Genomic DNA, 23,265 nt, shown 5'->3' on the forward strand with positions numbered 1-23,265 from the left:
CCGACCCGAAGATTGGACTGACACTGAGATGACGCACGTCAGCGATCACCGCAGCCCCTCCCCCACGGCCGCGCGGCAATCGCCCGAACACACCGTTCCCGCGCTGATCGAGGCCACCGCCGCCCTGTGCCCCGACGCCGTCGCGATGGTGCGCGGCAACCGGGCGTGCAGCTACCGGGAGCTGGTCGAGTGCTACCAGGCCACCGCCCGTGGCCTCCGCGCGGCTGGCGTCGGCGACGGCGACGTGGTAGCGGTGCGCGGCGGCCGGTCGGTGGAGACGGTCGTGTCCCTGCTGGGCGTCCTGCGGGCTGGCGCGGTCCTCACCATGATCGACGTCGCCCAGCCGGCCGGTCGGGTGCGGGACGTGCTCGCCGCCGCCCGGCCACGGCTCGTCCTGGATACCACCGGCGAGGCCGCGCCCGCCGAGCTTGCCGACCACACCGTGCTCCGCCCCGATGATCTGGCGGATCAGCCGGTCGGGCTCCCCGAGCCGGACATCGAGGCGCCCGCCTACCTGTGCTTCACCTCCGGCACCACTGGCACCCCGCGCGGGGTGCTCGGCTGGCACGGCGCGCTCACCCAGTTCTGCGCTTGGGAGCAGCAAGCCCTGGCTATCACCGATGGCGACCGGGTCGCCCAGATGGCCGCGCTGACCTTCGACGCGCTCTTCAAGGACCTGTTCCCGACGCTGATCGGCGGCGCGACCATCTGCCTGCCGCCCACCGACCGCCCGTTCGTGGACGTGGCGCGGGTGCTCGAGTGGCTGCGCGCGGACGCCGTGACGGTGCTGCAGACCGTCCCGAGCGTGCTCGCCAGCCTGCTCTCCGAGCTGCCCGAAGGCCTCGGCTTCCCGGCGCTGCGCCTGATCTGCCTCTCCGGCGAGCCGCTGGCGGGCAGCCTGGTCAACCGCTGGCGCGCCGCCACCGACGCCCCTCAGCTGCGCTTCGTCAACCTCTACGGCACCACTGAGGCCACCATCCTCAAGGCCTGGTACCCCGTCCCGCAGGGCGAGGTGCCCGCCGGCACCCTCCCGGTCGGCACCGCCACCGACGGTGCCGAGCTGCTGGTGGTCAACCGGCGCGGGCGCCGCTGCGGCGTCGGCGAGCCCGGCCAGGTGCTGATCCGCAGCCGCTACCTCACCCGCGGCCTGTGGCGGCCCGAGCGGGACGCCAAGCCGCTGTTCGAGGTGAACCCGCTCAACCCGGACGACCCGACCGACCTGGTGCAGCGCACCGGTGACCTGGGCCGGATCGACCCGCAGGGCAACGTGGAGATCCAGGGCCGCGCGGACGACCAGGTCAAGATCCTCGGCGTCCGCGTCCAGCCGACCGAGGTCGCCGCGGTGATCCGGCGCCTGCCCGAGGTCAAGGACGCCGCCGTGGTGGTCCGCCCGGGCGGGGACGGTCCGACGCTGGCCGCCTACCTGGTGCCCGCGCCCGGCGTGAGCCTCGACGCCGCGTCGGTGCGCGCCCACGTGGCCGCGCACGGCTCCAACGCCATGGCCCCCGCCCACGTGGTCCTACTGGAGCGCATGCCGCTCACCGGCCACGGCAAGCTCGACCGGGCCGCGCTACCCGAGCCCGAGCAGGCGCAGCCGTCTACTGAGGAGGCTGCGGACGAGGGCGAGTGGAGCGACACCGAGCAGCGGGTCGCCGCCATCTGGTCCGAGGTGCTGCGGCAGCAGGTCGTCTCCCGGCACGCCAACTTCTTCCACCTCGGCGGTCACTCGCTGGTGATGGCCCGGGTGCTGGCCCGGATCCGGCGCGCCTTCGCGGTCGAGCTGAGCCTGACCACGCTCTTCCGGTCCGCCACCGTCGCCGCGCTGGCCGCGGCGGTCGACGAAGCGCTGGGCGCCGAGGGCACCGCAGTCGAGGAGCCCCTGCCGCTGCCCGCCGCGGCCGACGCGCAGCACCCGCTCTCTCCGGAGCAGGAGGGCCTGTGGTACCTCCAGCAGCTCGACCCGAGCAGCTCCGCATACAATATGGTCGGCGTCTTCACCCTCCCGGCCAGGATGGACGAGGAAGCGGTGCACGAGGCCGTCCGCACGGTCTGCGGCCGCCACCAGGCGCTGCGGCTGCGCTTCCGCGAGGTTGACGGTCGCCCGGTGCAGCTGGCCGGGCCCGCCGAGGTGGACTTCGACCGGTTGCCGACCTCGGCCGACCGCGCCGCGGGCGTGACCGCGCTGACGACGGCCGCCGCCGTCCCGTTCGACTTGGTCGCCGGCCCCCCGGTGCGGGTGCGCACCATACGGGTGGCTGAGCGGGAGCTGCTGGTCGGACTGACCATCCACCACCTGTGCTGCGACGCGGTTTCCTGGCGGATGATCTGCGAGCAGGTCGACGAGCTGCTCATTGGCACCGACCGGCACGCCCACCTGGACTCCGCTGAGCCCCGGCTGCAGTTCGGCGACTGGGCGGCCTGGCGGTCCGGCCGGACCACCGGCGCACGGGCCGAAGCTGACCTCGCCTACTGGCGCGACCTGCTGGCCGACGTACGCCGTCCCGACCTGCCGCTCGGCCGGCCCGTTCCCGGCGAGCGGCCGCACCAGGCCCGGGTGGCCCGGCTGCCGCTGGCCCCCGAAGTGGCCGCCCCGCTCGCCGAGTTCTGCGCGCGGGCCGACGCCACCGAGTACATGGCGATGATGACCGTGCTGTCCTACGCGCTCTCCCGTGCAGCGGCGCAGGACCAGGTGGTCCTCGGCAGCGACAGCGTGGGCCGCGATCGCGAGGAGTTCGATGAGATCGTCGGCTTCTTCGTCCGCACCCACGCCTATGCCTTTGACCTGTCCGGCGACCCCAGCTTCGCCGAGGCGCTGGAGCGCGTGCGCGCCACCCTGATCGAGGCCGCTGGGCACCGGGACGTCTCCTACGCCCAGGTCGTGGACGCCGTCACCACCGCCCGCGGCGGCGACCACGACCCGCTCTTCTCGGTGCTGCTGCGGATGCCTCCGCGCGAGGAACTGCCGGGCGAGGCCGCCGTGTTGCACCCTGTGGACGTGGTGGCCGAGGCGGCGGACGGCACCGGCGCCGCGCCCACCGCCAAGTTCGACCTCACCGTGGTGGTACGCCCGGAGCCGACCGGCACGGTGCTCGACCTCGAATACGACGCGGACACCGTCCAGCCCGAGTATGTGGCCGCGCTCGCCGAGCGGCTTGGCCGACTGCTGCGCTTCGCCGCCGAGCAGCCGACCCGCCCACTCAGCCTGGCCCACGGCCCCGCCCACCCGTTCGACACCGAGCTCCCCCCGGCACCGCTCACCCCGGTCGCCGAGCGGGTCCACCGGCAGGCCGCCGCCACCCCGGAGGCCGTCGCCGTCCGCTGGGCGCAGGGCGAGGTGACCTACCGTCAACTCGCTCACGCGTCAACGAGTGTGTCCCGCGAGCTGGAGCCCGGCGAGCGGGTCGGCCTGCTGGGCGGGAAGACCCCTGCCACGGTGGCCGCCCTGGTGGGCGCGCTGGCCGCCGGCGCCGTCCCGGTGCCGATGGACGAGGGGCTGCCCGGCCCCCGGCTGGAGACCATGGCCGCCAAGGCCGGGGCCGGCCGCGTGCTGTACACCGAGCCCAGCACCGCCGCCGACGCCCTGACCGGTGTCAAGGTGCACCGGCTCACCTTCGACGGCCTGGTCGCCGGCGCCGAGAGCGACGCTCCCGCCCCGGCGGGTCCGGACGACCCGGCATACGTTTTCTTCACCTCCGGCACCACCGGTGAGGCCAAGGCGGTGCTCGGCCGCCGCCGCGGACTTGACCACTTCATCGACTGGGAGACCGCCGAGTTCGGCGTCCACCCCGGCGACCGGGTGGCCCAGCTGACCACGCTCTCCTTCGACGCCATGCTGCGCGACGTCTTCGTCCCGCTCACCCGGGGCGCGACGCTCTGCCTGCCGTCCGCCGCCGACCTGGACGACACCGCGCGCACTGTGGAGTGGCTGGCGCGGGAGCGGATCACCATCGTGCACACCACGCCCAGTGTGGTCACCGCCTGGCTGCGCGAGGCCGATCCGGCCACCGCCCGGCTGCCCCACCTGCGGCTGCTCTGCCTGTCCGGCGAGCCGCTGACCGGCCGGCTGGTCGCCCGGCTGCGCGAGCACCTGCTCGGCCCGGACACCGAGATCGTCAACTTCTACGGTCCGACCGAAACCACGATGATCAAGACCTTCCACCGGGTGGCCCCCGACCAGGAACCCGACCGCCCGGTGCCGGTCGGCCGGGCGCTGCCCGGCGGCCAGGCCGTCGTGCTCGGCGCCGGCGACCGCCCGTGCGGCCCCGGCGAGCGCGGCGAGATCGTGCTGCGCACGCCCTACCGCACTCTCGGCTACCTCGGCGACACCGGCGCGGACTCGGCCTTCCGCCCCAACCCGCGCGCCACCGGCCCGGATGACCTCGTCTACCGCACCGGGGACCTCGCGGTGGTCGGCGCCGACGGCGAGATCCACATCGAGGGCCGCCGCGACGACCTGCTCAAGGTGCGCGGCATCCGGATCCACCCCGGCGAGGTGGCGGCCGAATTGGCCACCCACTCCGAAGTCCGCCAGGTGCACGTCGACGCCGACAAGGAGGGCGACGGCACCCTCGTCGCCTACGTCGTCAAGGAGTCTGGCGCCACGCTGACCGCCGAGACGCTGCGCGCCTACGCCCGCGAGCGGATGCCACTTGCCCTGGTTCCCGGACTCTTCCTGTTCGTCGACCGGTTCGCCCTGCTGCCCAACGGCAAGCTCGACCGCTCCTCGCTGCGCGGCGCGGCGCCCCGGCGGACCGTCGAGCGGGTCGAGCCGCGCGACGAGACCGAGCAGACGCTCCGGCAGATTTGGTCCGACCTGCTCGAGCACCAGGACTTCGGCGTCACCGACGACTTCTTCGCAGTCGGCGGTCACTCCCTGCTCGCCACGATTCTGCTCACCCGAGTGCGCAAGCACACCGGTGTCTCCCTGTCGCTGCGCCAACTGATCGAGGGGCCGCGGATCGAGCACCTGGCCGCAGCCGTACGGGAGTCGGCTGGGGACGCCGCCGAGCAGACCAGCGAGGTGCTGCTGCCGCTGCGCCCGGGCATGCCCGGCGGGCCGCTGCTGTTCCTGGTCCACCCGATCGGCGGCGACGTGCTCTGCTACCGCGAGCTCGCCGAGGCGCTGCCGGCCGAGGTCACCGTGCTCGGCGTACGCACGCCCGGTCTCGAGAGCGGCCCCGCACTGCGCACCGTCCAGGAGCTGGCCGCCGCCTACCTGCCCGAGGTCCGCAAGGCGCAGCCGCAGGGCCCGTACCACTTCGCGGCCTGGTCGATGGGCGGCACGGTCGCCTACGAGATGGCTCGTCAGCTCTCCTTCGAGGGCGAGCGGACCGCCTCGGTGACCCTGCTGGACAGCTACGCGCCCGGCTCGGGGGCCCTCGCCCGCTTCGCCGACCCGGACGTCGACCGGGTGGCGTCCTTCGCCCACGACCTGGAGCGGATGACAGGCGAGCGCGTGGACGCCGAGCTGCTGCGCGGCGCACCGGCGGCGGACGAGGAGACACGCTCGCTGCAGCGCCGCTACCAGGTGTTCGACGCCAACGCCACGGCCCTGGTGGCCTACCGGCTGCGCCGCGCCCGGCTGCGCGACACCCGGTTCACCTTGCTGCGGGCCGGGGCCCAGGAGCGCCCAGACGGCGCCACCGCCACCCTCGGCTGGGCCGAGGCACTCGGCACGGATGTCGGCACCGCCACGGTGCCGGACGTCGACCACTTCACCCTGCTGCGCGGCCCATCGGCCCGAATCGTCGCCGCGGAGATCGCCCGCGTGATCGCGGCGAGCAGCGGCCAGCCTAACCAGGAGTACGCGTGACCGACATCAGCACATCGCGATTCCGTGCCTTCACGGCGCGCGACCTGAACACCCTGCTCGACCGCTGCGGGGCGGACGCCGAGACCCGGCTGCAGACCCGCGCGGTGGCGGCGATCCTGCCGTTCAAGACCAACCAGTTCGTGGTCGACGAGCTGATCGACTGGGACGCCGTCGAGGACGACCCGATCTTCCGGCTGGTCTTCCCGCAGCCGGACATGCTGGCCCCGGACGAGCTGAAGACCGTCACCGACCTGCTGCGCGACGGCGCCCGGCCGGCCGAACTGAACCGCGCCGCACGGGAGATCCGGTCGGGCATGAACGCCCACCCAGCCGGGCAGACGGACCTCAACGTCGCGCACTTCGAGGGCAAGCCGCTGTCCGGCGTGCAGCACAAGTACCGCGAGACGCTGCTCTACTTCCCCCGGCAGGGCCAGACCTGCCACGCCTACTGCACCTACTGCTTCCGCTGGGCGCAGTTCGTCGGGGACCCGGAGCTGAAGATCGCGGCGGCCTCCGACCAGATGGCCGCGCTTCGGGGGTACCTGCGCGAGCACACGGAGATCTCCGACATCCTGGTCACCGGTGGCGACCCGATGATCATGGGCACCGGGCCGCTGCGCCGGGCACTGGAGCCCTTCCTGGACCCGGAGTTGGAGCACATCACTACCATTCGGATCGGCACTAAGGCGCTCAGCTACTGGCCGTACCGGTTCACCACGGACAATGACGCCGACGACCTGATGCGGCTGTTCGAGGAGATCCGCGCCGCCGGCAAGCACGTGGCCCTGATGGCCCACGTCACCCATCCCCGCGAACTGCAGCCCGAGGCGGTCCGCCAGGCGGTCCGGCGGGTCCGGGCCGCCGGAGCGGTGGTCCGCACCCAGGCACCGATGATCCGCACCATCAACGACGACCCCGCCGTCTGGCGGGAGATGTGGACGCGTCAGCTGGCGCTCGACGCCATCCCGTACTACCTCTTCGTCGAGCGCGACACCGGTCCGCGGGACTACTTCGAGGTGCCGCTGGTGCGGGCCTGGGAGATCTACCGCGACGCGGTGTCCGCCGTCACCGGGCTGGCCCGAACGGTCCGCGGCCCGTCGATGTCCGCCACCCGGGGCAAGGTGGTGCTGGACGGCGTCACCGAGGTCGCCGGACAGCGGGCGCTCGCGCTGCGCTACCTGCAGGCCCGCGACCCGCAGATCGTCGGACGGCCGTTCTTCGCTCAGTACGACCCGCGGGCGACCTGGGTCACCGACCTGAAGCCGCTCTTCCCGTCCGACGCGCCGTTCCTGGAGGTCAGATGACCTCCGACGCCCTGCCAATCCCCTCCCGAGGTCAAGGAGACCAGCGATGACCGGCCAGACCACCAACACCGCCAGCACCGACGGGCCGGTGATCCTGGGCATCTCGGCGCACTTCCACGACTCCGCCGCCGCCCTGCTGGTCAGCGGCCGCCTGGTGGCCGCCTCCCATGAGGAGCGCTACACCCGGCGCAAGCAGGACCCGGAACTGCCCCGCAATGCCGTCCGTGACTGCCTGCGCCAGGCCGGTCTGAAGATCAGTGACGTCGACTGCGTGGCCTACTACGAGGACCCGGCCAAGAAGCTGCACCGCCAGCTCTGGGCTGGCCTGCCGGCCCTCCCGGACAACAGCCCGATGGCCCGCTACCGGCTGGACGCCGAGCGCCCCTACCGGGAGATCCGCGACCTGCTGGGCTGGCAGGGCCGGATCGAGGTCGTCGACCACCATCTCTCGCACGCCGCCAGCGCCTACTACTACTCGGGCTTCGAGGACAGCGCCGTGCTGACCGTCGACGCGGTCGGCGAGTGGGCCACCACCGCCTGGGGCGTCGGGCGCGGCGCCGAGCTGGAGCTGCGCGAGCAGATCGAGTTCCCGCACTCGCTGGGCCTGCTCTACAGCGCCGTCACCGGCTACCTCGGCTTCGAGGTGAACGAGGGCGAGTACAAGGTCATGGGCCTCGCCCCGTACGGCAAGCCGCGGTTCAAGGAGCAGCTCGAGCATCTGATCCACGTCAGTGAGGACGGTGCCTTCCGGCTCGCCCTGGAGTACTTCGACTTCGCCGCCCCGGAGGGCATGTTTGGCGAGCGCTTCGAGAAGTTGCTCGGCGTGCCGCCCCGGGTGCCGGAGTCGGAGATCGAGTCCGTCCACTACGACTTGGCGCGCTCCATCCAGATAGTGACCGAGGAGACCATGCTGCGCATGGTCGACAAGGCGCACCGGATGTCCGGCAGCCGCAACCTGTGCATGGCCGGCGGCGTGGCGCTCAATGTCGTCGCGGTGCGCCGCGTCGTCGAGGAGGGGCCGTTCGAGAACGTCTTCGTGCAGCCCGCCGCGGGCGATGCCGGCGGCAGCCTCGGCTGCGCGGCCGTAGCCCACCAGCGGCTGACCGGTGAGCGCCCCTCGCAGGGCCGCCAGTGTTCCGCGCTGCTCGGCTCGGGCACAGGCTCGGAGGAGATCGAGGGGCTGCTCGGCGCGTATGCCGGCCACTCCTTCCTGGACTTCCAGGGTGACGAGCCCGGCCTGCTGGACGCGGTGTCGTCCCGGCTTGCAGACGGCAAGGTGATCGGCTGGTACTACGGCCGCGAGGAGTTCGGTCCGCGCGCTCTCGGCGGACGCTCTATCCTGGCCGACCCGCGCGGGGACGGTACCCGGGACCGGATCAATGCCTCGGTCAAGATGCGCGAGGCCTTCCGTCCCTTCGCACCGGCCGTCTTGGCCGAGCGCGCCCAGGAGCACTTCAAGCTTGACCATGACTCGCCGTTCATGCTGGAGACCTGCGAGGTCGCCTCTCCGCTGAACCTGCCGGCCATTACCCACGTCGACAACTCGGCCCGAGTGCAGACCGTGGCCGAGGAGCAAAACGGCCGGTTCTACCGCCTGATAAAGACCTTCGCCGAGCGGACCGGCTGCCCGCTGCTGCTGAACACTTCGTTCAACCTGCGTGGTGAGCCGATCGTGCACACTCCGGTCGACGCGCTGCTGTGCTTCCTTCGTTCGGACATCGATTGCCTGGTGCTGGACGACTTCGTCCTGGACCGGTCGGCCCTGCCGCAGTCCTGGGTCGCCTGGTTCAAGGGCACCCGCCCGCCCCGCCACAGCCAGGTGAGCGACAACGTGTACACCCTGCTCTGATGCTCTGAACCGCAGCGCCGGGGGCCGCTGGCGCCGGACGTCCGGCGCCAGCGGCCCGCGGCGCGTTCACTGCCAGCAGGAGAAGCTCCGTTCACCGCCAGCCGGCCGTCGGAGGACGCGCCGGAGGGGCGCGACAGCCGAGAACGCGAGCGGCTCACCCGCTACGCCGCCGTGTCGGGTCGGCGTGGTGCGTTCACTAGCGTCGTAGGCGCGGGCGACGGTCACCGCCAGGGTGCCGATGGAGGCCGGTTGGTCGACCATGACCAGGACTTTCCCCTTGCTCTTGAGGCGAGTGAACAGCTGCCGCAGCTGGGGCTCGTTGTTGGGCAGCGGCTTGTCGAACGTGGTGCGGCCATCTCGCAGCAGGGCCGTGCCGCGATGCTCCGACTTGCCCGCGTCCAGGGCCCAGTACACCTCGATCGAGGTTAAGTTCCTGCAGGTCACCGGGCTTTCCCCCTCACCGGAATCACGAGCGGTGGCCTTGGAGGGCGCCGGAGATCGGTAGCCACACTACGCAGCTCTGCCCGAAGGAGGAGAACCTGTAGGCCACCTTCTCGGCGGCACTGGGAGATGGTGGCCGGGCTGCCGCAGCTCTTCCTCGGCGCCTGGGTGTTCACCACCCTCGGCTCGGTGCGGGCGGCGGGCCCGGCACGCACGGCCAGGGCCTCAACCTGGCCCGTCCGGCCTCAGCACGGTCCTCGGCGCTCTGCGAGTGGCGGAAGGACTCGCCGCCGGCTAATAGGACTCCGTTAGGTATTTCCGTTAGGCCTGATCAAAAGCATGTTGGGTGCGTGGACGCACATGAAGTGAACCGTATGCGGGCGATGTTGGCGTTGTTCGTGGCAGACGTGTTTGCCTCGGTGCCGCGCAAGGACCAGCGGGCCAAGGGCGACTGCTATCTGCGCGGGCTGATGCTGGACGGACGGCGCAAGTCCATTCAGGCCATGGCTGCGCGATTGCCTGACGGCAACGAGCAGAACCTGCAGCAGTTCGTGAACCAGTCCACGTGGGACCCGGTGCCGGTGCAACGGCGGATCACCGAACGCGTGCTGCCGTTGATCAACCCGACGGCCTGGGTGATCGATGATGTGTCGGTGCCCAAGGACGGCCGGATGTCGGCCGGAGTGGCCCCGCAGTACTGCGGGTCGCTGGGCAAGCGGGCCAACTGCCAGGTCGCGGTCAGCGTCCACGCCGCGACGGATACGGCTTCCTGCCCGCTGCAATGGCGGCTGGTCCTGCCCCAGGGAGTGGGCGTCGGACACCACGCGTCGGGCCCTCACCCGCATCCCGGACAACGTCATGCACCGCGAGGAGTGGCGGCTCGCCCTGGACATGCTCGACACGCTCGCCGGCTGGGGTGTGACGTCGACGCCGCCTACGGAACCAATGCCCGCCTGCGGGCCGCACTGGCCGAGCGCTCCCTCGCCTACATGCTGGCCGTCCGTGGCGATGTCGTCGCCCACCCCTTCAACGCGAAGCCCATCGCCCCGCTCCGCAACGGGCCCGTCGGCTGCTGGCCCCAGCCCCGCTACCGGGACCCTGCCCCCTCGGTGGCAGCCCTGACCGCCGGCCTCGGACAGGAGGCATTCTCCTGTCACCTGGCGGCACGGGTCGAGGGGGGGAGTTACGTTCCCGCTTTGCCGCGATGCGCGTGCGGCCCGCCGGCGAGGCGGTCGAGCGCCCGATCAAGGCCGCGGCATCGGCCGAACAGGGCTGGTGGGACGGGATCCTGCCCGACTGCTGGCTACTGGTCGAGTGGCCCGCCGATGCCGAAGCACCAACCGACTACTGGCTGTCCAACCTGCCAGCCGACACTCCGATCGCCGACCTGGTGCGTCTGGCCAAGGTCCGCTGGCGCATCGAGCACGATTACCGCGAACTCAAGCATGGCCTGGGCCTTGACCACTTCGAGGGTCGTTCCTGGCAGGGCTGGCGCCACCACGTCACCCTCGTGACCGCCGCCCACGCCTTCCTCACCGAACAGCGTCTGACCCCAAGAGCCCCCGGACCGGACTCACTCTCTACCAGGTCCTCGACACCCTCCAGAACACCCTGAGGTGCTGGACAGGCATCTGCACTACCTGCCCGCCAGGACCTACACCACGCCAAGATCAAGACAGACCTAACGGAGTCCTACTAGGTTGCGCCCCCTACTACCCGGTGCCGGGCAGCACCGTGATGGCCAGCCGGACGAACTGAGCCCGAAGTGGTCCTCCGCTAGCGCGCGGCGGTGGCGTCGACCAGCTGCTGCGTGGGGGCGGTCGGTGCGCCGGTGCGCCGGGTTTCGTCCTGCACGAGCAGAGAGAGCAGCGAGGCCACGGGCAGGCCGGCTTCGGCGGGGTGGCGCAGCACTTTGTCCGGGTCGATGCGGTAGGTATTGGTGCGCCCTTCACGGGTGTGTGAGAGGTATCCGTCCTGCTCCAGGTCGGAGATGATCCTCGACACAGCGCGCTCCGTGAGCCGGCAGCGGGCGGCGATGTCGCGGACGCGGATGTTCGGGTTGTCGGCGATGGCTGCCAGCACGCGGGCGTGGCTGGTGATGAACGTCCATCCGGTGTGGGACTCAGGTACTGCGGCCATGCCCGGCATTTTAGGGGACGGTTGTTGCCTGAAGTTTGTTACATGACATAGTTTTCCGGTAACAGAGGACATGCTCCCTCGCGGGAGGAAGACAGAAGGAGCCCGAGGCGCCTTGGAAAAGGCCGTCTTGCTGACGAGCGCGAGCAGCTTCAGTGCGACGTTGGCGCCAGGACGGGTCGCTGCGCACGCCTCGAACGGTCCCCAGGTGCGGCAGTACGAGTACCGGGGGGCCTGCGTGATCGCCGCTGCCGGCGAGTACGACATGGGCTCGATCGCGCCACTGAGAGAGATGCTGCAGGCCACGGTGAAGCAGTACCCGAAGGTCATCCTCGAGGCCTCCGATGTCACCTTCGCCGACTCGACCTTCTTGAATCTGCTCCTCCTGGCCCACCTGAGGGGGACGCTGCGCCTCGTCGCACCCTCGGCGCAGGTGCGACACCTGTGTGAGATCACTGGTGTCGACCGCGTCCTGGACATCCGCCAGACGATTGAGGACGCGGCCGCCTCGTAACGCACCACGTTCCACGGCGGCTGCGCACTCATAACCTGTCTGTCTTTGGTCCCTGTGCAGCGACGATCGTCTTCGGGTGGGTGACGACCTGGGGGACGCTTTCGTCGTGCCGGGTGGTGCACAGTCACGGGGCAGAGGCCCGCGCCACGGCGGCGGCGGGCCGCGGCCGCACTCGGCCTTTGGCCACGTTGTTCTGATGGAAGGCCCGGTCAGGCTTTCCTGACCGGGCCTTCGCTGTCGTGCGGCTGTCGTTGCCGGCCACGACAGCCGAGCCCTTGCGAGACCGCCGTCCCGGAGTCTGGGGGCGCGACTGGGTACCGGCTGGGGCGGCCAGCCCACGGCCTCGGCTCCCCGCGAGTCTCCCGCATATGCCCGGGAGGGTGCAGCGATCCCTGCAGACCTGTCCGAATCCGTTCCCGCACTCGGCCACTTGACTGTGAGCGTCTGCACGGATCGCTCTGAACAGACGCTTCGCTCGGCACGTCAACGTCCTGTTGACGCGACAACGAAACCGTGAATTTCAGTTCATGCATTCCTTGACAGGTGAGCAGCAGGGGCGGGACCCTTGCCGGAAGCAGGCAGAGGAGCTGGCAGGGAGAAGCCATGACGGACACCGCACTCTGCGGCCAGCCCATCGGCCCGGGAGACGACGCACCCCACCCCTGGCAGGCACCAGCGTTGCCCCGTGTCCCCCTTCTGCGGCTGACGCCGATCGTGGTGCACGGTGAACTGGACATAAGAACGGCCAACGAGCTCCGCCCGGACCTCCTGCGCGCCCTGGCCCACTCACAGAGCGGCCTGGACCTGGATCTAAGCGCTCTCACCTTCTGCGACTGCTCAGGCGTCAACCTCCTCCTGGTCCTGCATCGACAAGCCCAGGATGAAGGCAAGAGGATCACCATCAGCTCAGCACCACCCGCAGTCGAACGCATCCTCGACCTGACGGGCACCCGCGCCCTGTTTCTGCCCGACCCCAGCAGCACGGCCGCCCAGCCCGCCCACAACAGATGATCCAGTCACCGAGGTCGCCCGGCCAGCACTCAACGACAGGTTCTGAAGGTTCAGAGCCGGATTCTTCAGACGGGGCAGCGCTGAAGGACGAAGCGCAATGGGCAGGGGCCGCGACACCGTGGTGTTCATCTACGCGTACCGTGGGACGGCGTGTGTTGTGCAGCACCTTGGTCCGGTCGCACCCTTGCCAGCCACAGCGCGCGCCAGCATCAGTAGTGCGCAGCCGTCGGCCGTCGGCTGCATTCGCGGAAAGGTACGACATGAGCGGGACCTCCCTTGCGCCGCTCACCATGGCCGAGGAGAGCTATCAGGTGTATGTGCGGCACACAAGAGCTGCACCCGCTGCGGGCCAGGGCGGTGCACCAGGGGACAGACAGGCCCTGTGCCAGGCCTATCTGGCAGCGCTAGCCGGGCCATGCCCCGACGGGCTGAAGAGCGAATAGAGGTGGGCGCGCGACGTTACGTTTCCGTTGCCTGCGGCCCTCGTTGCTGAAGCATGACCAGAGACACTCGCATGAGATCAGCAAGGTTTAAAAGTCACTTCTGATCTATATGGCGCGCCGTTGCCAATGAGGTTGCGGTGCGTTGCTGTAGGTGTGGAGTGCGAGAGGGAGCTGGGTGGCGAGGCGGGTGGGGTGCTTGCGGAGTTGAGGGGCGCCTACTGGCTGGAGAGTTCGGTGCACGAGTTGCCGGACAGGTGCCGGTGCACCCGTCCGTCGGCCGGGCCGCGGCCGTCGCTCTGGGGCGTGATGACGGTGTTCACCGCGGGCACGGTCTTGGCGGCGTTGACCTCGGTCCGGTGGGGGTAGGTGGCCCCGTCAGCCTGACCCTGAGCAGTGACAGCGACGGCGGTTGCTGGAGTCCTGCGGGCAGCTGACGCAAGCACGGCTGTGAGGACACCCCCGTTCACCCGCATGAAGGACGTTGGGCCTGTGACTCGGGCGGGTAGGTGCGAAGGCGTGGACACTTAGAGGTCCTAACAAAGGCGTTGGTCGTGGCGGTGGGTGATCAGGCAGGTGGCGAGGTCGAGGAAGGCTTCGTGGATGTCGTCGCGTCGTTACCACCGAATCCGCAGGCGGCGGAAGCCGTGCAGCCAGGCGATGGCGCGTTCGACCACGTAGCGGAAAATGCCCAGGCCAGAGCCGTGAGGTTGGCCTCGTTCGGCGATGACCGGGCGGATGCCGCGCTGCCACAGCAGGCGCCGGTACTTGTGTGCGTCACCTGCCGGGGGCGGGCGTGATGGCACCGGCCCAGGCAGACTCGTGGAGGTTAGTTGGTCTCCTCAGCGGGCGATGAGGTGGTGCAGGACTTTCTTGGCCACGCTGCGGGCCTGCTGTGACAGCTCCCTCTCCGGCACGGAGTGGCCCTTGGCGTATTTCTCGACGTACAGGTAGCGGCCGTGGCCCAGTTCGAGGGTGACTGCTCCGGACCACTGGTCGCCGTAGGTGATCTGTTCGGCGGCGCTGCGTCCCTCGAACTGCAGAGGCAGTGATTTGGTGGGCATTACGTCGGTGCCGTCGACGGTCTCGCGCAGCGCCTTGGCACTGTCGAACACGGTCACCTCGTAGCCGCTGGGATCGGGGTCGTCGTCCAGGGTCATAGAGTAATAGCAGCTGGCATAGCCGTCGTCGGCGTCGGGCGTGGCCTCGGCAGAGCCGATGTCCTCCTGCTGCGATGCGCTCAGCAGTTCACACACCGAGGTCTCGTCCACGGAACGTGTGAGGGGTTGGGACGTGACGGCTGTCGCTTCGGACACGGACGCCGTGCCAGAGGCCGGCTGGGAGCCGGCGCTGCAGCCGGCTGTCGCCACGACTGCGGCTGCTGCCAGAAGGAGAAGTGGACCGGTCCGTCGATGCATGGCTACCCCCGCACAGAATGTAAAGAAAATGTGTGGGGGGAGGGTGATCATAGCCTGCTGCCGCGCCATCGATGCGCTCGCGAGCATGGAACGGGCCTCACCGCAATGCCGCCGAGCGGCGGCACTGTCGTCCTGTCCCCGGCGAAGTACTGGGGCCTGCTCGAGAGTCCTGCTGTCGGGATGAGTCAGCATGGTTCCAAGTCAGTGCGTCAGGAGTCGCCGGGTGAGCTGCTCCGCGGTGAGTTCCACCCGGCCCCTGTGGGGGTCACGTCCGAACATGCGCGTGGGCAGGTTGAGGTAGTCGGACTTCGAGGGGTAATGGAAGTAGAGGATCTGCCCGCATACGGGGGTGACCTCTCGCATCAGGGTGTCCTGGCAGGTGCCCAGGACCGTGATGCCGTAGGTGGTGGCGACCTTCGTGATGGCGGCCAGGACTTCCCGGCGGTGTTCCTTTCCCAGCGAGTCGCCGAGTTCGTCGAGGATGAGGGTGCGGCCCTGGGCGTTGGGGGCGGCCAGCAGCGCGGCGAGCACGAGATGGATGGAGAAGAGCTTCTCCTGGGCGGTGTTGGTGACGGTGTTGTAGGCGAGCATGTGGCCGCCGGGGTTGCGTCGCCACCTGGGGGTCACGAAGCACTGCCAGCTGTGTTCGGTCTCGGTCGGCGGATCGATCTGGTAGTGCAGGCTGGTGCCGAACAGCCCTGCCTCACTGTTGAGTTGCTCGAGCGCTTTGGCGATGTTGTCGAGTGCTCCGGACACACGCTGGATGATGACGTCCTGGGTGTGACGGAGTTCGTCGGCGAGAGTGTCGACGGAGTCGGCGATGAACGTGTTCTCACGGATTCGTTCCTTGCGGACCCTCTCGACCTCTGTGTGGACATCGGCGTCGCCGACTTCAGTGTCGGTGAGCCAGTCCCCCAGTGCCTGCAGAGCGACCTCGGCCTTGTGGGTGCTATCGGTAATGCGGCTCGCCTGGTCCAGAGCAACGGTGGGATAGCCGGCGGTGCGCGCCTGGTGGTCCACGACGATCATGCATCCGTTGACGGTGGCGGTGGCCGCCGTGTGCAGTTGGGTGGCGGAGCGCCGTTCCCGGACCGGGTCGCCCGGCGCCGCGGTGGGCGGCGACGGCGCTTCGGTGACCAGGGCGGTGACGTCCGTGGGCAGCCAGTCTGCGGGCCAGTTCAGCAGGACGCGGGCGGCCTCCGGGTCCTGCCCGAAGGCTTCTTGTGCCAGGTGCGCGGCGCCTTGGTCGATCACTGTCTGCTGGCTGCTCTGTTCGGCTTCGCAGCGCTTGAGGGTGGCGGTTGCCTCGTCGATCTGCCGTCCGAGGTCCTCGATGCGGCTCTTGCGGCTGTTCAAGGCGTTCTTTGCGGTGGCCCAGTCCTCCTCGGCCTGGTCCAGGAGGATCTTCAGCTGCGGAAGGGCCTGCCGCAGCCGGGTGAGTTCGGTGCTGGTGTCATCGTGCTTCTTTTGCAGTCGTGGGAGTGCCTCGGCTGCCTCGGCCCGCTGGAGGTCGGCCTCGGCCAGGAGGGTGCGCCGTGCCAGCCGGTCGAGGAGTCGATCTGTCTCGGCCTGGGCCGCAAGGGCATCTTTCTGACGCGACCGCAGATGGCCGAGCAGAGCGGCACGTCCGACGACAGGGCTGGGAAACGAGCCGATGATGTGGGCGCCGAGTCCGTCGACGCGGGCGTGGGCAGGTTGCCTGGTCCAGTGGGACTGGCCGGCCAGAGTGTTGAGGAAGGGCCGCGCCGGGGCGGGGGCCGCCATGATTCCTTCGGGGCAGGCCATCGTGCCGGCCAGTGGGCCGGGGCTGATGAGGACGGAGCCGGGAAGCGCTTCAAGCGCCTCCAGAGCTCGGGGAAGGTCGGCGGAGTCGACGCAGACTGCGTCGCGCCACGGGTGAAGGGCTGCCTCCCAGAAGTCCCTCCTGCGGTCGTCGAGTTCGACCTGGTCGTACAGTCCCCAGCTGGGGATCTTCTGGCTGGCGAGCTCTTTGAGGACGGCGCCTGCCGCTCCGGCATGTCCGAGTTCGGCCGCGCGGAGTTGCTCTGCGTAGTGTTCGGCGTCGCGTTCGGCGATGCCCCGGTTGATCTCGGCCTGCCTGGTCCGGTGGGCGAGTCGGGTCAGATGGTCCCGCAGTTCGCGGCTGTTCGCCCCGGTGTGGTCCGCGCTGAGGGTACGGACCTCCTCGAGCTCCTTGCGGTCCTGGGTGAGCCGGCCGGCCAGGAGACGCTCGTCGCCCTGTGCCTCGCTCCATCCGGTACGGCGCTGCTCCTTGGCTTCTGCGCTGGTCCGGCAGTCGCGTTCCAGATCGGCGACGTTGGCAGCGGTCTGTCGTTGTGCGGTCAGTTCCCGGAGCAGGTCGGCTGTTTCCTGCAGCGTTCTCCGGGTCTGGGGCAGAAGCTGGTGGGCACTGAAGAGGCGGGCCGTTTCGTCCAGGAGCGTGCGGGCCAGCGCGGCGCGCCGGTCGGCTTCAGCGCTTCGGATCTTGTCTCGCAGATCTGCACGGTCCTCCACCTCGCGCAGCAGGCTTTCTTCCCGGGCCAGTCTCTTCTCGTGCCGTTCGAGCGCCGCGGCGTACTCGGCGCGTTTGTCCGCGAGATCGGTGCGCTGGGCCCTGTCGAGTTCGAGGACGCTCGAACGACCGGACAGCGTGATCAGTGCGTCGCCGATCCGGTCGGGCGAGTAGGTGCCGGCTTCCAGTTTCAGCAGGGAGGGCCGGGAGCGGACCTGCCCGCGGGAGGCGACGTAGGCCAGCACTTTCGGAGAGCGGCCGTAGAGGCGATGGGCGTACTCGACGGCTCCGAGGGTCTCGGTGCCGAGCTGTTTGTAGAAGTCGGGTGCGGCGCGGTGACGCTCGTTGTCGTCGCCACCGGTCAGCAGGTGGGCGCCTGCCTGGTGGCGGACTTGGACATAGGGTGAGTCGCTGCTGATCTGGAGCCAGACCGTGTGCGGGTGGGTTCCGTCGTGCGCTGCGAAGACACCGGCGATGTAGCCGCGTTCGGCAGGGTCGACGAGTTGGGTCGAGGCACCGGCGATGACGGGTTCGAAGAGCAGGCTGGTGGTGTTGGGGGTGCCGTTGCCGGTGATCTGCCACTCCGGGTCGCCCAGGAGCAGGGAGACCGCGGCAAGGAAGCTGGTCTTGCCGGACTCGTTGGAGTCCACCGGGCCGCGTCCGGTTACGGCGATGAAGGTGCCGGGGATCAGGGCGACCGGGTCGCTGGTGAGCCGGGCGATGGCGAAGGTCTGCACGGCGATGAGTTGCCGGTCGCCGATGAGACCGGTGGACAGCTGGGGGGCGGCGCCCGTGAGAGGACTCATGGATGCTCCTGGGGTGATGCGGTGGGGCGGGCCGCCTGGCGCCGCTGCTGGATGGCACGGGCGAGGTGGCCCTGTGGGCGGCCGGCGATGATGAGGTCTTCCCACAGGGCGGTGATGCGGGTCTCGCTCAGGCGCTGCAGGCAGGGGCCGGGAACGTAGGTGCCCTGGCCGGTGGTGTCGACGAGTCCTGCTGCGGTGAGGGCGCGCAGGGCAGAGCTGATCGTGAGTTTGGACAGGGCGCGGTTCCGGGCGAGTTGACGCTGGGTGACACCGTGCTGGGTGGTGTCCCATTGGGCGTGTGTGTGGCGTCCCTGGGCACGTGGCAGAGCGACAGTGTGCAGGAGGATGACGGCTAGGACGGTGCGCTGGGCGGGGGTGAGCGTGCCGATGTCGGCGGCGTTGAGCGCTTCGGCGACGGTGTCCGGGTATCCGGTGGTCCACGTTCCCTGGGGGGTGCGGATGAGGGTGCGGCCGATGCCGGCGAGGGCGGACTGGACGTCGGCGCGGATGTCGGGGTCCTGCAGCGCGGGCAGATCGCGCGGGGGCAGCGGGCCGCGGGCTGTTTCGAGTGCAGTGATGGTGTTGCAGACGATGTGGTCGCTGCTGTGCGGGGGCGGTGGGTCGGGGTGGGTGAGGTCGTGCGGCGCGGTGGCGTGGGGCGTCTGGCCACCGATGGCCGCAGCGGTGCCGCCCGAGGGGGGTGGTTCCTGGTGTTCTTGCGGGTCGGGCAGCCGGTGGTGGCCTCGTCGTAGTGCGGTGACAGTGGGGCCGGGCAGAGTGGCGACGGCCGGTCCCAGATGAATGAGCGGGCCGACCGGGGTGATGAGGTCGCGTCCGGGGAGGGTGCGGGTCAGCGCGGTGGCGACGGCGCGGGCCGAGGCGCCCAGGTGCCGGGCGGCTGTCTCGATCAGCTCGGCGGGAAACGGCTGGCCCGGGTAGTGGGGCAGTGTCGGGTCGGGCCAGGCCGCTTTCAGGCACAGCGCCCACACGAGGGTGGGGATGGGCGCCAGGGTGGGCGGGGCCTGGTCCCGGAGTTGCTCGATGCTGGGTGCGCTGCCGGTGGGCCAGGCCAGCCTCAGCGTCGTCTTCTCCTCACCCGCTGCGCGCAGTTGCAGCGCGCTGCGGCCGACCCGTTGTGCGGCCTGGGCGACCTCCTGCAGCAGGTCGGCGCTGCGGGGTGCGGCAACTCCTCCTGCGGCCCGGATGGCGGCCAGCAGGAGGGAGGAGGCCGACGGGGGTGGATCCTCTGCGGTCATGGGTTGTCATCCTGTGCATCGGCTGATGTGCGCAGGGTGACGTCGTGGAGGTAGGTGACCGCGGCCGCGGGATCGACGCGCACCGGCACGGCGATGTCGATGCTGCAGTCAGTGCGCGGGTCCGCGTCGGCGGCGAGCAGGTCGACCAGGAGGCGGGCGGCGCCTGGCCAGCCGCGGGCGTTGAGGATTTCGCCCAGGGTGGTGTTGTGGCGGTCTTCGAGCAGGTCTTCCAGGAGGATCTGCCGGCGCAGGCTCTCGTGTTCGGCGGCGTCGTCCAGCTCGGCGAACGGGTCGGCGTCGTCTCCGGGAGCGGCCTGCGGAGGCGTGGGGCGGGGGCGCGGCGGGCGTTGGCGGACGTAGGAGGCCGCGGTGTCCACCACGTCTTGGCCGTCGATCCACAACGGTGGTGCGTCGGCGATCAGGAAGGTGCCGAAGTGTCCGAGGCGCTCGACGCCTGCGGTCTTGGCCAGGTCGTCGTACTCGGCTGGGGTCAGGACATCCAGGTTGAGGCTTCCACCGCCATGTTCGAGGATTTTCTCGATGGCGGCGAACAGCTGCTGACGGTAGAACTGCGCGGCTTCGATGAGGGCCGTGGCTGCGTCTTCCAGAACGAGGTGTCCGGAGAAGGCCCGGGTGACCAGTTCGTTGAGGGCTTTGACCTGTCGGGTGAAGTCGGTGTGGTCGTGCTGGCGCTGGGCGGTGATCAGTTCTGCAGGGGTGGCCATGATGACCTGTCTTTGCAGGTCCAGTGCGAAGACGGTGAGCCCGTGCCGGCAGGTGCGCAGTTCTTGCAGGACGAGGTCGGGGTCGGGGTCGGTTCGCTCGAGGAGCTCGCGGGTGCGGTCCAGCAGGCCGACCAGTTCGTCGACGCCCCCGTGCAGGGACAGGCGGTCGGCGGCGAACGCGCCGGCGAGGCCGGCGGGTCGCATAACGTAGCGGTCCTGGTGTGCTTTGAGGACGTAGGGCTCCAGGAAAGACATGTCGATCATCAGGGACAGGCGACTGTCCAGCACGGGCAGGGGCCAGCCCAAGCCCTGGGGGCCCAGGTACTCGCGCAGCTGCGCCTTGGTCAGGCCGCTGGCCGCGGCGTGCTCGGCGAAGACGGTCACGATGTCGGTCGCCAGATGGACGAGTTCGGGGTCCTTCACCAGGGCCTCGCGGTGGGCGGCCAGCGGGGCGAAGAAGGCGCGCCAGTTCGTCAGCCGCTGGGCCGGGGCCAGCATCGCCTGGTCGGTTTCGTTTAGGGGCAGCTGGTCGGTGCTCACCGGGTCTGGTCCGTGGTGGAAGAACCCGGGCGGGGTGGCTGCGGTGTGTGCAGAAGCGGCTGGAGGAGTTCGGGCAAGTGCGGAAGGACGGATGTGTACAGGGTTTCCTGCTCGCGGGATTCGCCGTTCTCGGCGATGGCGAGGGCCAGCTTGTGCAGCGGTCCGGTGACCTTCTGCGCCAGGTCTGCGGCGATCTTCGCATCGCGGGCCTTCTCCCGCTCGGGGTTCTTCTTACGGACGCGGTAGGGCCCTTGACGCCACAGATCGGCGTCCATTCCGACGGCATGCACGGGAGCGTCGAGGCGGCGGGACAGGTCGTGGATGATCCCGATGCCGTCGGCATCGAGGTCGCACCATGCAGCGATCGGCCGGGGCTGCAGCCATTTGAGCAGGGTCACGAGCTGCTCTTGGGCGTAGCCGGCGCCCCAGACGCACAACCACTGTGTTGTCAGTTCGGGCAGTCGGCGGCAGACCGCTCCGAAGGTGTCGGAGTTCTCGATGAGGAAGACTCCCTGGGCGGTGCAGCGGGCGTCTCCGACGAGTCGGATGCCCTGGGAGGGCAGGCCGACCCAGGGCTGGGCGATCGCTGCGTTCGCGGCGACCTCGCCGATACGCCAGGACAGGGGTCCCTTGACCCGCAGGTCGGTGTCTTCCTCCCGGACCGCGGCTTCGAAGTCCATGCCGATGAGGTTGGCGAACCCGCTCTGCTGTTGCGCCGTCCAGGTCTTGGAACCGCCCAGGGCGTGTGCGGCCAGCTGTTTGAGGGTCACTTCCTTCTCGCCCTGGGCGCGCAGCTGCCACCAGTGAGCGGCTGCTCTGACGGCTGCCTCGTAGACGGACCAGGCGGCGGTCTGTACGCGGCTGTCCTCGGGGACGACGAGTCCGGCTTTCTCACTGATGGCCGAAAGCAGCTGTCGTTCGTGGGCTAGCTGGACCACCGGCTCCATGACCTGTCGAAGCTCGCGGCGGGCTCGGCGGGGATCGCGGGCGCCGCGCAGCTGGGCCGTGCGGTCGGCGGACTGTTCCTGCCAGGCTTGAGTCAGATGCCAGCGCAGCGGACGGCGCAGTCGGACCAGTTCGTCGACCTCGCAACGCAGGGTCACGGCACCGCAGCGCACGAGAGCGGCTGCCACCTCCTCGGCCCGAGCGTCGAAGCGCTTGAGAACCGAGGGCCACTCACGGCGCTTGAAGGCCAGAACCCAGATCAGGTCTTCTGCGGACAGTTCCTCCGGCGGAGCGAAGAGCTGCACGTCACCGGCCGATACCAGGTCTGCTTCATGGAATTTCAGTCTGCGCCGCTGGTTTCGTGGCAGCCTGTCCTGTCCCTCACGTCTCGCGGGGATCGTTACAGCCCTCAGGCCTTCCGGCAGCCCTTCCACATGTACAGGAACACGCCCCTGCGCTTCCCCGAAGAGCAGTCCGCCACCGTCCAGCCCCATCATCCCCCGCCACCCCTTAATTTGTCGCCGCCGGCTGCGGCTGCTGCACCTCTCCCCCGGCCGGCCCGGCTGGCTGCCGCCGTGGCCTGGGGTGGCATATTCCCCGGCGGAACATACCGCCGCACTCTCCTTAATGTGAGAAGAACGCTCAAGTAGACCCGTATGAGCCCTATAGCCACAGGTATCGCGGTAGTGCCCCGGCGGTGCATGCGTTACTCCCCGGCGGGAGCTGCGGCCCGTCAGCCGGAGGGGACGTTTCCTGGTGGCTTCCCCGGCTCAGCAGGGACGGCGCGGCACCGGCAAATTCGGTCACATCTGACGGTTCGCCAGATACGTGAGAACTGTCCCATCTACCCTTCAACAGTCTTTTTCTGACGCAGTATCACATCTGTTGAGATTCTCGATTGCCGGAGGGCGTATCGCGTGCGGATCGTCGCGGCGTGCCCGTTCGAACTGGTGCTGTGCAACTTAGGCGACACGGTCGACTTCACCCGCTCGACCTTCGAGGGCGGCGAGGTCCACTTCCGCAGCTCGACCTTCTCCGGCGGCACGGTCGACTTCAGACGCTCGATGCACAATTCCAACTGCGATGTCCGGATGGCCGACGCTCGCGTCCAGGCCGCAGCCCACATCGCCTGGGGCCCTTCCCCCAGATCGCCGTCAACCAGCCCCTGAACTCCACGGTTACTCGCCAGGGTTTTCTCTGCGGACCGCACACCGGCCGGCGGGCATCGCCGTTGTCCTCGTAGTCCACGGCAGCGGGAAGCACTCGATGCGGCCCGACCCCATCGGATCACCACGATCGGGTTCGCTCAGGGGGCGTTCGAGGACGTCGATTTTCGGCTGAGGCTGGGGCTGTGCGCTCCTGCAGGCAGCTCACACGACGGGCGTTAGCGTGACCGAAACGACGCTGGGGCCCGGTGCATCGATCTTGAGGAACGGCTTGCCGGCATCGAGGAGGACGCAGAGCGCGAGGAACTCAAGGAACTGATCAAAGAAGCGCGAGGGGAGATGACCGAGGCCGTCCTGGCCACGGAGGAGCGCCTACCGGTAGTTCGTTGA

At 69.7% G+C, this 23,265-nt stretch carries 15 protein-coding genes and 2 pseudogenes; 8 read left to right on the forward strand and 9 right to left on the reverse strand.

The genetic code is table 11. From position 1 onward, the window contains the following. Nucleotides 1-28: 28 nt before the first annotated feature. Genes ACZ56E_RS12790 through ACZ56E_RS12800 form a run of 3 tightly spaced genes read left to right on the forward strand, consistent with a single transcriptional unit; the run spans nucleotide 29 to nucleotide 8,965 of the window. Nucleotides 29-5,812, forward strand: a complete 5,784-nt coding sequence (locus tag ACZ56E_RS12790; RefSeq protein WP_471213718.1) for an AMP-binding protein — start codon at nucleotides 29-31, stop codon at nucleotides 5,810-5,812. Beyond that, nucleotides 5,809-7,116, forward strand: coding sequence for a KamA family radical SAM protein (locus ACZ56E_RS12795; RefSeq protein ID WP_471213720.1), 1,308 nt, complete (start codon nucleotides 5,809-5,811; stop codon nucleotides 7,114-7,116). The genes ACZ56E_RS12790 and ACZ56E_RS12795 overlap by 4 nt, the downstream gene beginning before the upstream one ends. A 46-nt stretch (nucleotides 7,117-7,162) precedes the next feature. After that, nucleotides 7,163-8,965 (forward strand): carbamoyltransferase family protein, encoded by a 1,803-nt coding sequence (locus tag ACZ56E_RS12800; RefSeq protein ID WP_471213721.1) that lies wholly within the window; start codon nucleotides 7,163-7,165, stop codon nucleotides 8,963-8,965. A 66-nt stretch (nucleotides 8,966-9,031) separates the two neighbouring features. Here the strand turns inward: ACZ56E_RS12800 and ACZ56E_RS12805 are convergent, their stop codons facing one another. Further along, complete coding sequence (locus tag ACZ56E_RS12805; protein WP_471213723.1) at nucleotides 9,032-9,409, reverse strand: IS110 family transposase; 378 nt, start codon at nucleotides 9,407-9,409, stop codon at nucleotides 9,032-9,034. A gap of 380 nt (nucleotides 9,410-9,789) precedes the next feature. On the opposite strand from ACZ56E_RS12805, the pseudogene ACZ56E_RS12810 reads away from it, so the two are divergent. Together ACZ56E_RS12810 and ACZ56E_RS12815 are read left to right on the forward strand one after the other, a co-directional pair. After that, nucleotides 9,790-10,491: pseudogene (locus ACZ56E_RS12810) on the forward strand (IS701 family transposase); the annotation flags it as partial. Nucleotides 10,492-10,610: 119 nt separating this feature from the next. Then, the gene (locus ACZ56E_RS12815) at nucleotides 10,611-11,021 is read left to right on the forward strand and encodes a transposase (protein ID WP_471213725.1); all 411 of its coding nucleotides are present in this window, start codon (nucleotides 10,611-10,613) and stop codon (nucleotides 11,019-11,021) included. Nucleotides 11,022-11,182: 161 nt separating this feature from the next. On the opposite strand, the gene ACZ56E_RS12820 is transcribed toward ACZ56E_RS12815, so the two are convergent. Then, nucleotides 11,183-11,545 (reverse strand): helix-turn-helix transcriptional regulator, encoded by a 363-nt coding sequence (locus ACZ56E_RS12820; protein ID WP_471213727.1) that lies wholly within the window; start codon nucleotides 11,543-11,545, stop codon nucleotides 11,183-11,185. Nucleotides 11,546-11,657: 112 nt separating this feature from the next. Here ACZ56E_RS12820 and ACZ56E_RS12825 point away from each other — a divergent pair, with 112 nt between their 5' ends. Both ACZ56E_RS12825 and ACZ56E_RS12830 read left to right on the forward strand, forming a co-directional pair. Beyond that, a complete protein-coding gene (locus ACZ56E_RS12825; RefSeq protein WP_471213728.1) occupies nucleotides 11,658-12,056 on the forward strand; it encodes an STAS domain-containing protein in 399 nt (132 codons plus the stop codon). 603 nt (nucleotides 12,057-12,659) lie between these two features. Continuing rightward, on the forward strand, nucleotides 12,660-13,067 hold the full coding sequence (locus ACZ56E_RS12830; RefSeq protein WP_471213731.1) for an STAS domain-containing protein: 408 nt from the start codon (nucleotides 12,660-12,662) through the stop codon (nucleotides 13,065-13,067). Between the two features lie 658 nt (nucleotides 13,068-13,725). Here the strand turns inward: ACZ56E_RS12830 and ACZ56E_RS12835 are convergent. The 7 genes and pseudogenes from ACZ56E_RS12835 to ACZ56E_RS12865 form a co-directional block, all read right to left on the reverse strand. Further along, nucleotides 13,726-13,953, reverse strand: coding sequence for a hypothetical protein (locus tag ACZ56E_RS12835; RefSeq protein WP_471213733.1), 228 nt, complete (start codon nucleotides 13,951-13,953; stop codon nucleotides 13,726-13,728). Nucleotides 13,954-14,043: 90 nt separating this feature from the next. Beyond that, nucleotides 14,044-14,262 (reverse strand): annotated as a pseudogene (locus ACZ56E_RS12840) (IS5/IS1182 family transposase); the annotation flags it as partial. A gap of 87 nt (nucleotides 14,263-14,349) precedes the next feature. After that, a complete protein-coding gene (locus ACZ56E_RS12845) occupies nucleotides 14,350-14,778 on the reverse strand; it encodes a hypothetical protein (RefSeq protein ID WP_471213734.1) in 429 nt (142 codons plus the stop codon). Between the two features lie 348 nt (nucleotides 14,779-15,126). Further along, nucleotides 15,127-18,243, reverse strand: a complete 3,117-nt coding sequence (locus tag ACZ56E_RS12850; RefSeq protein ID WP_471213736.1) for a hypothetical protein — start codon at nucleotides 18,241-18,243, stop codon at nucleotides 15,127-15,129. Next, on the reverse strand, nucleotides 18,240-19,499 hold the full coding sequence (locus ACZ56E_RS12855) for a hypothetical protein (RefSeq protein WP_471213737.1): 1,260 nt from the start codon (nucleotides 19,497-19,499) through the stop codon (nucleotides 18,240-18,242). Before ACZ56E_RS12855 ends, ACZ56E_RS12850 begins: the two co-directional genes overlap by 4 nt. Further along, complete coding sequence (locus tag ACZ56E_RS12860) at nucleotides 19,496-20,764, reverse strand: hypothetical protein (RefSeq protein ID WP_471213739.1); 1,269 nt, start codon at nucleotides 20,762-20,764, stop codon at nucleotides 19,496-19,498. The genes ACZ56E_RS12855 and ACZ56E_RS12860 overlap by 4 nt, the downstream gene beginning before the upstream one ends. Next, nucleotides 20,761-22,014, reverse strand: a complete 1,254-nt coding sequence (locus tag ACZ56E_RS12865) for a Wadjet anti-phage system protein JetD domain-containing protein (protein ID WP_362012535.1) — start codon at nucleotides 22,012-22,014, stop codon at nucleotides 20,761-20,763. Before ACZ56E_RS12865 ends, ACZ56E_RS12860 begins: the two co-directional genes overlap by 4 nt. A 612-nt stretch (nucleotides 22,015-22,626) precedes the next feature. Between ACZ56E_RS12865 and ACZ56E_RS12870 the strand changes: the two genes are divergently transcribed. Continuing rightward, nucleotides 22,627-22,878, forward strand: coding sequence for a hypothetical protein (locus tag ACZ56E_RS12870; protein WP_471213740.1), 252 nt, complete (start codon nucleotides 22,627-22,629; stop codon nucleotides 22,876-22,878). Nucleotides 22,879-23,265: the final 387 nt, after the last annotated feature.

The sequence above is a fragment of the Streptomyces sp. NPDC039480 genome (assembly GCF_055597165.1).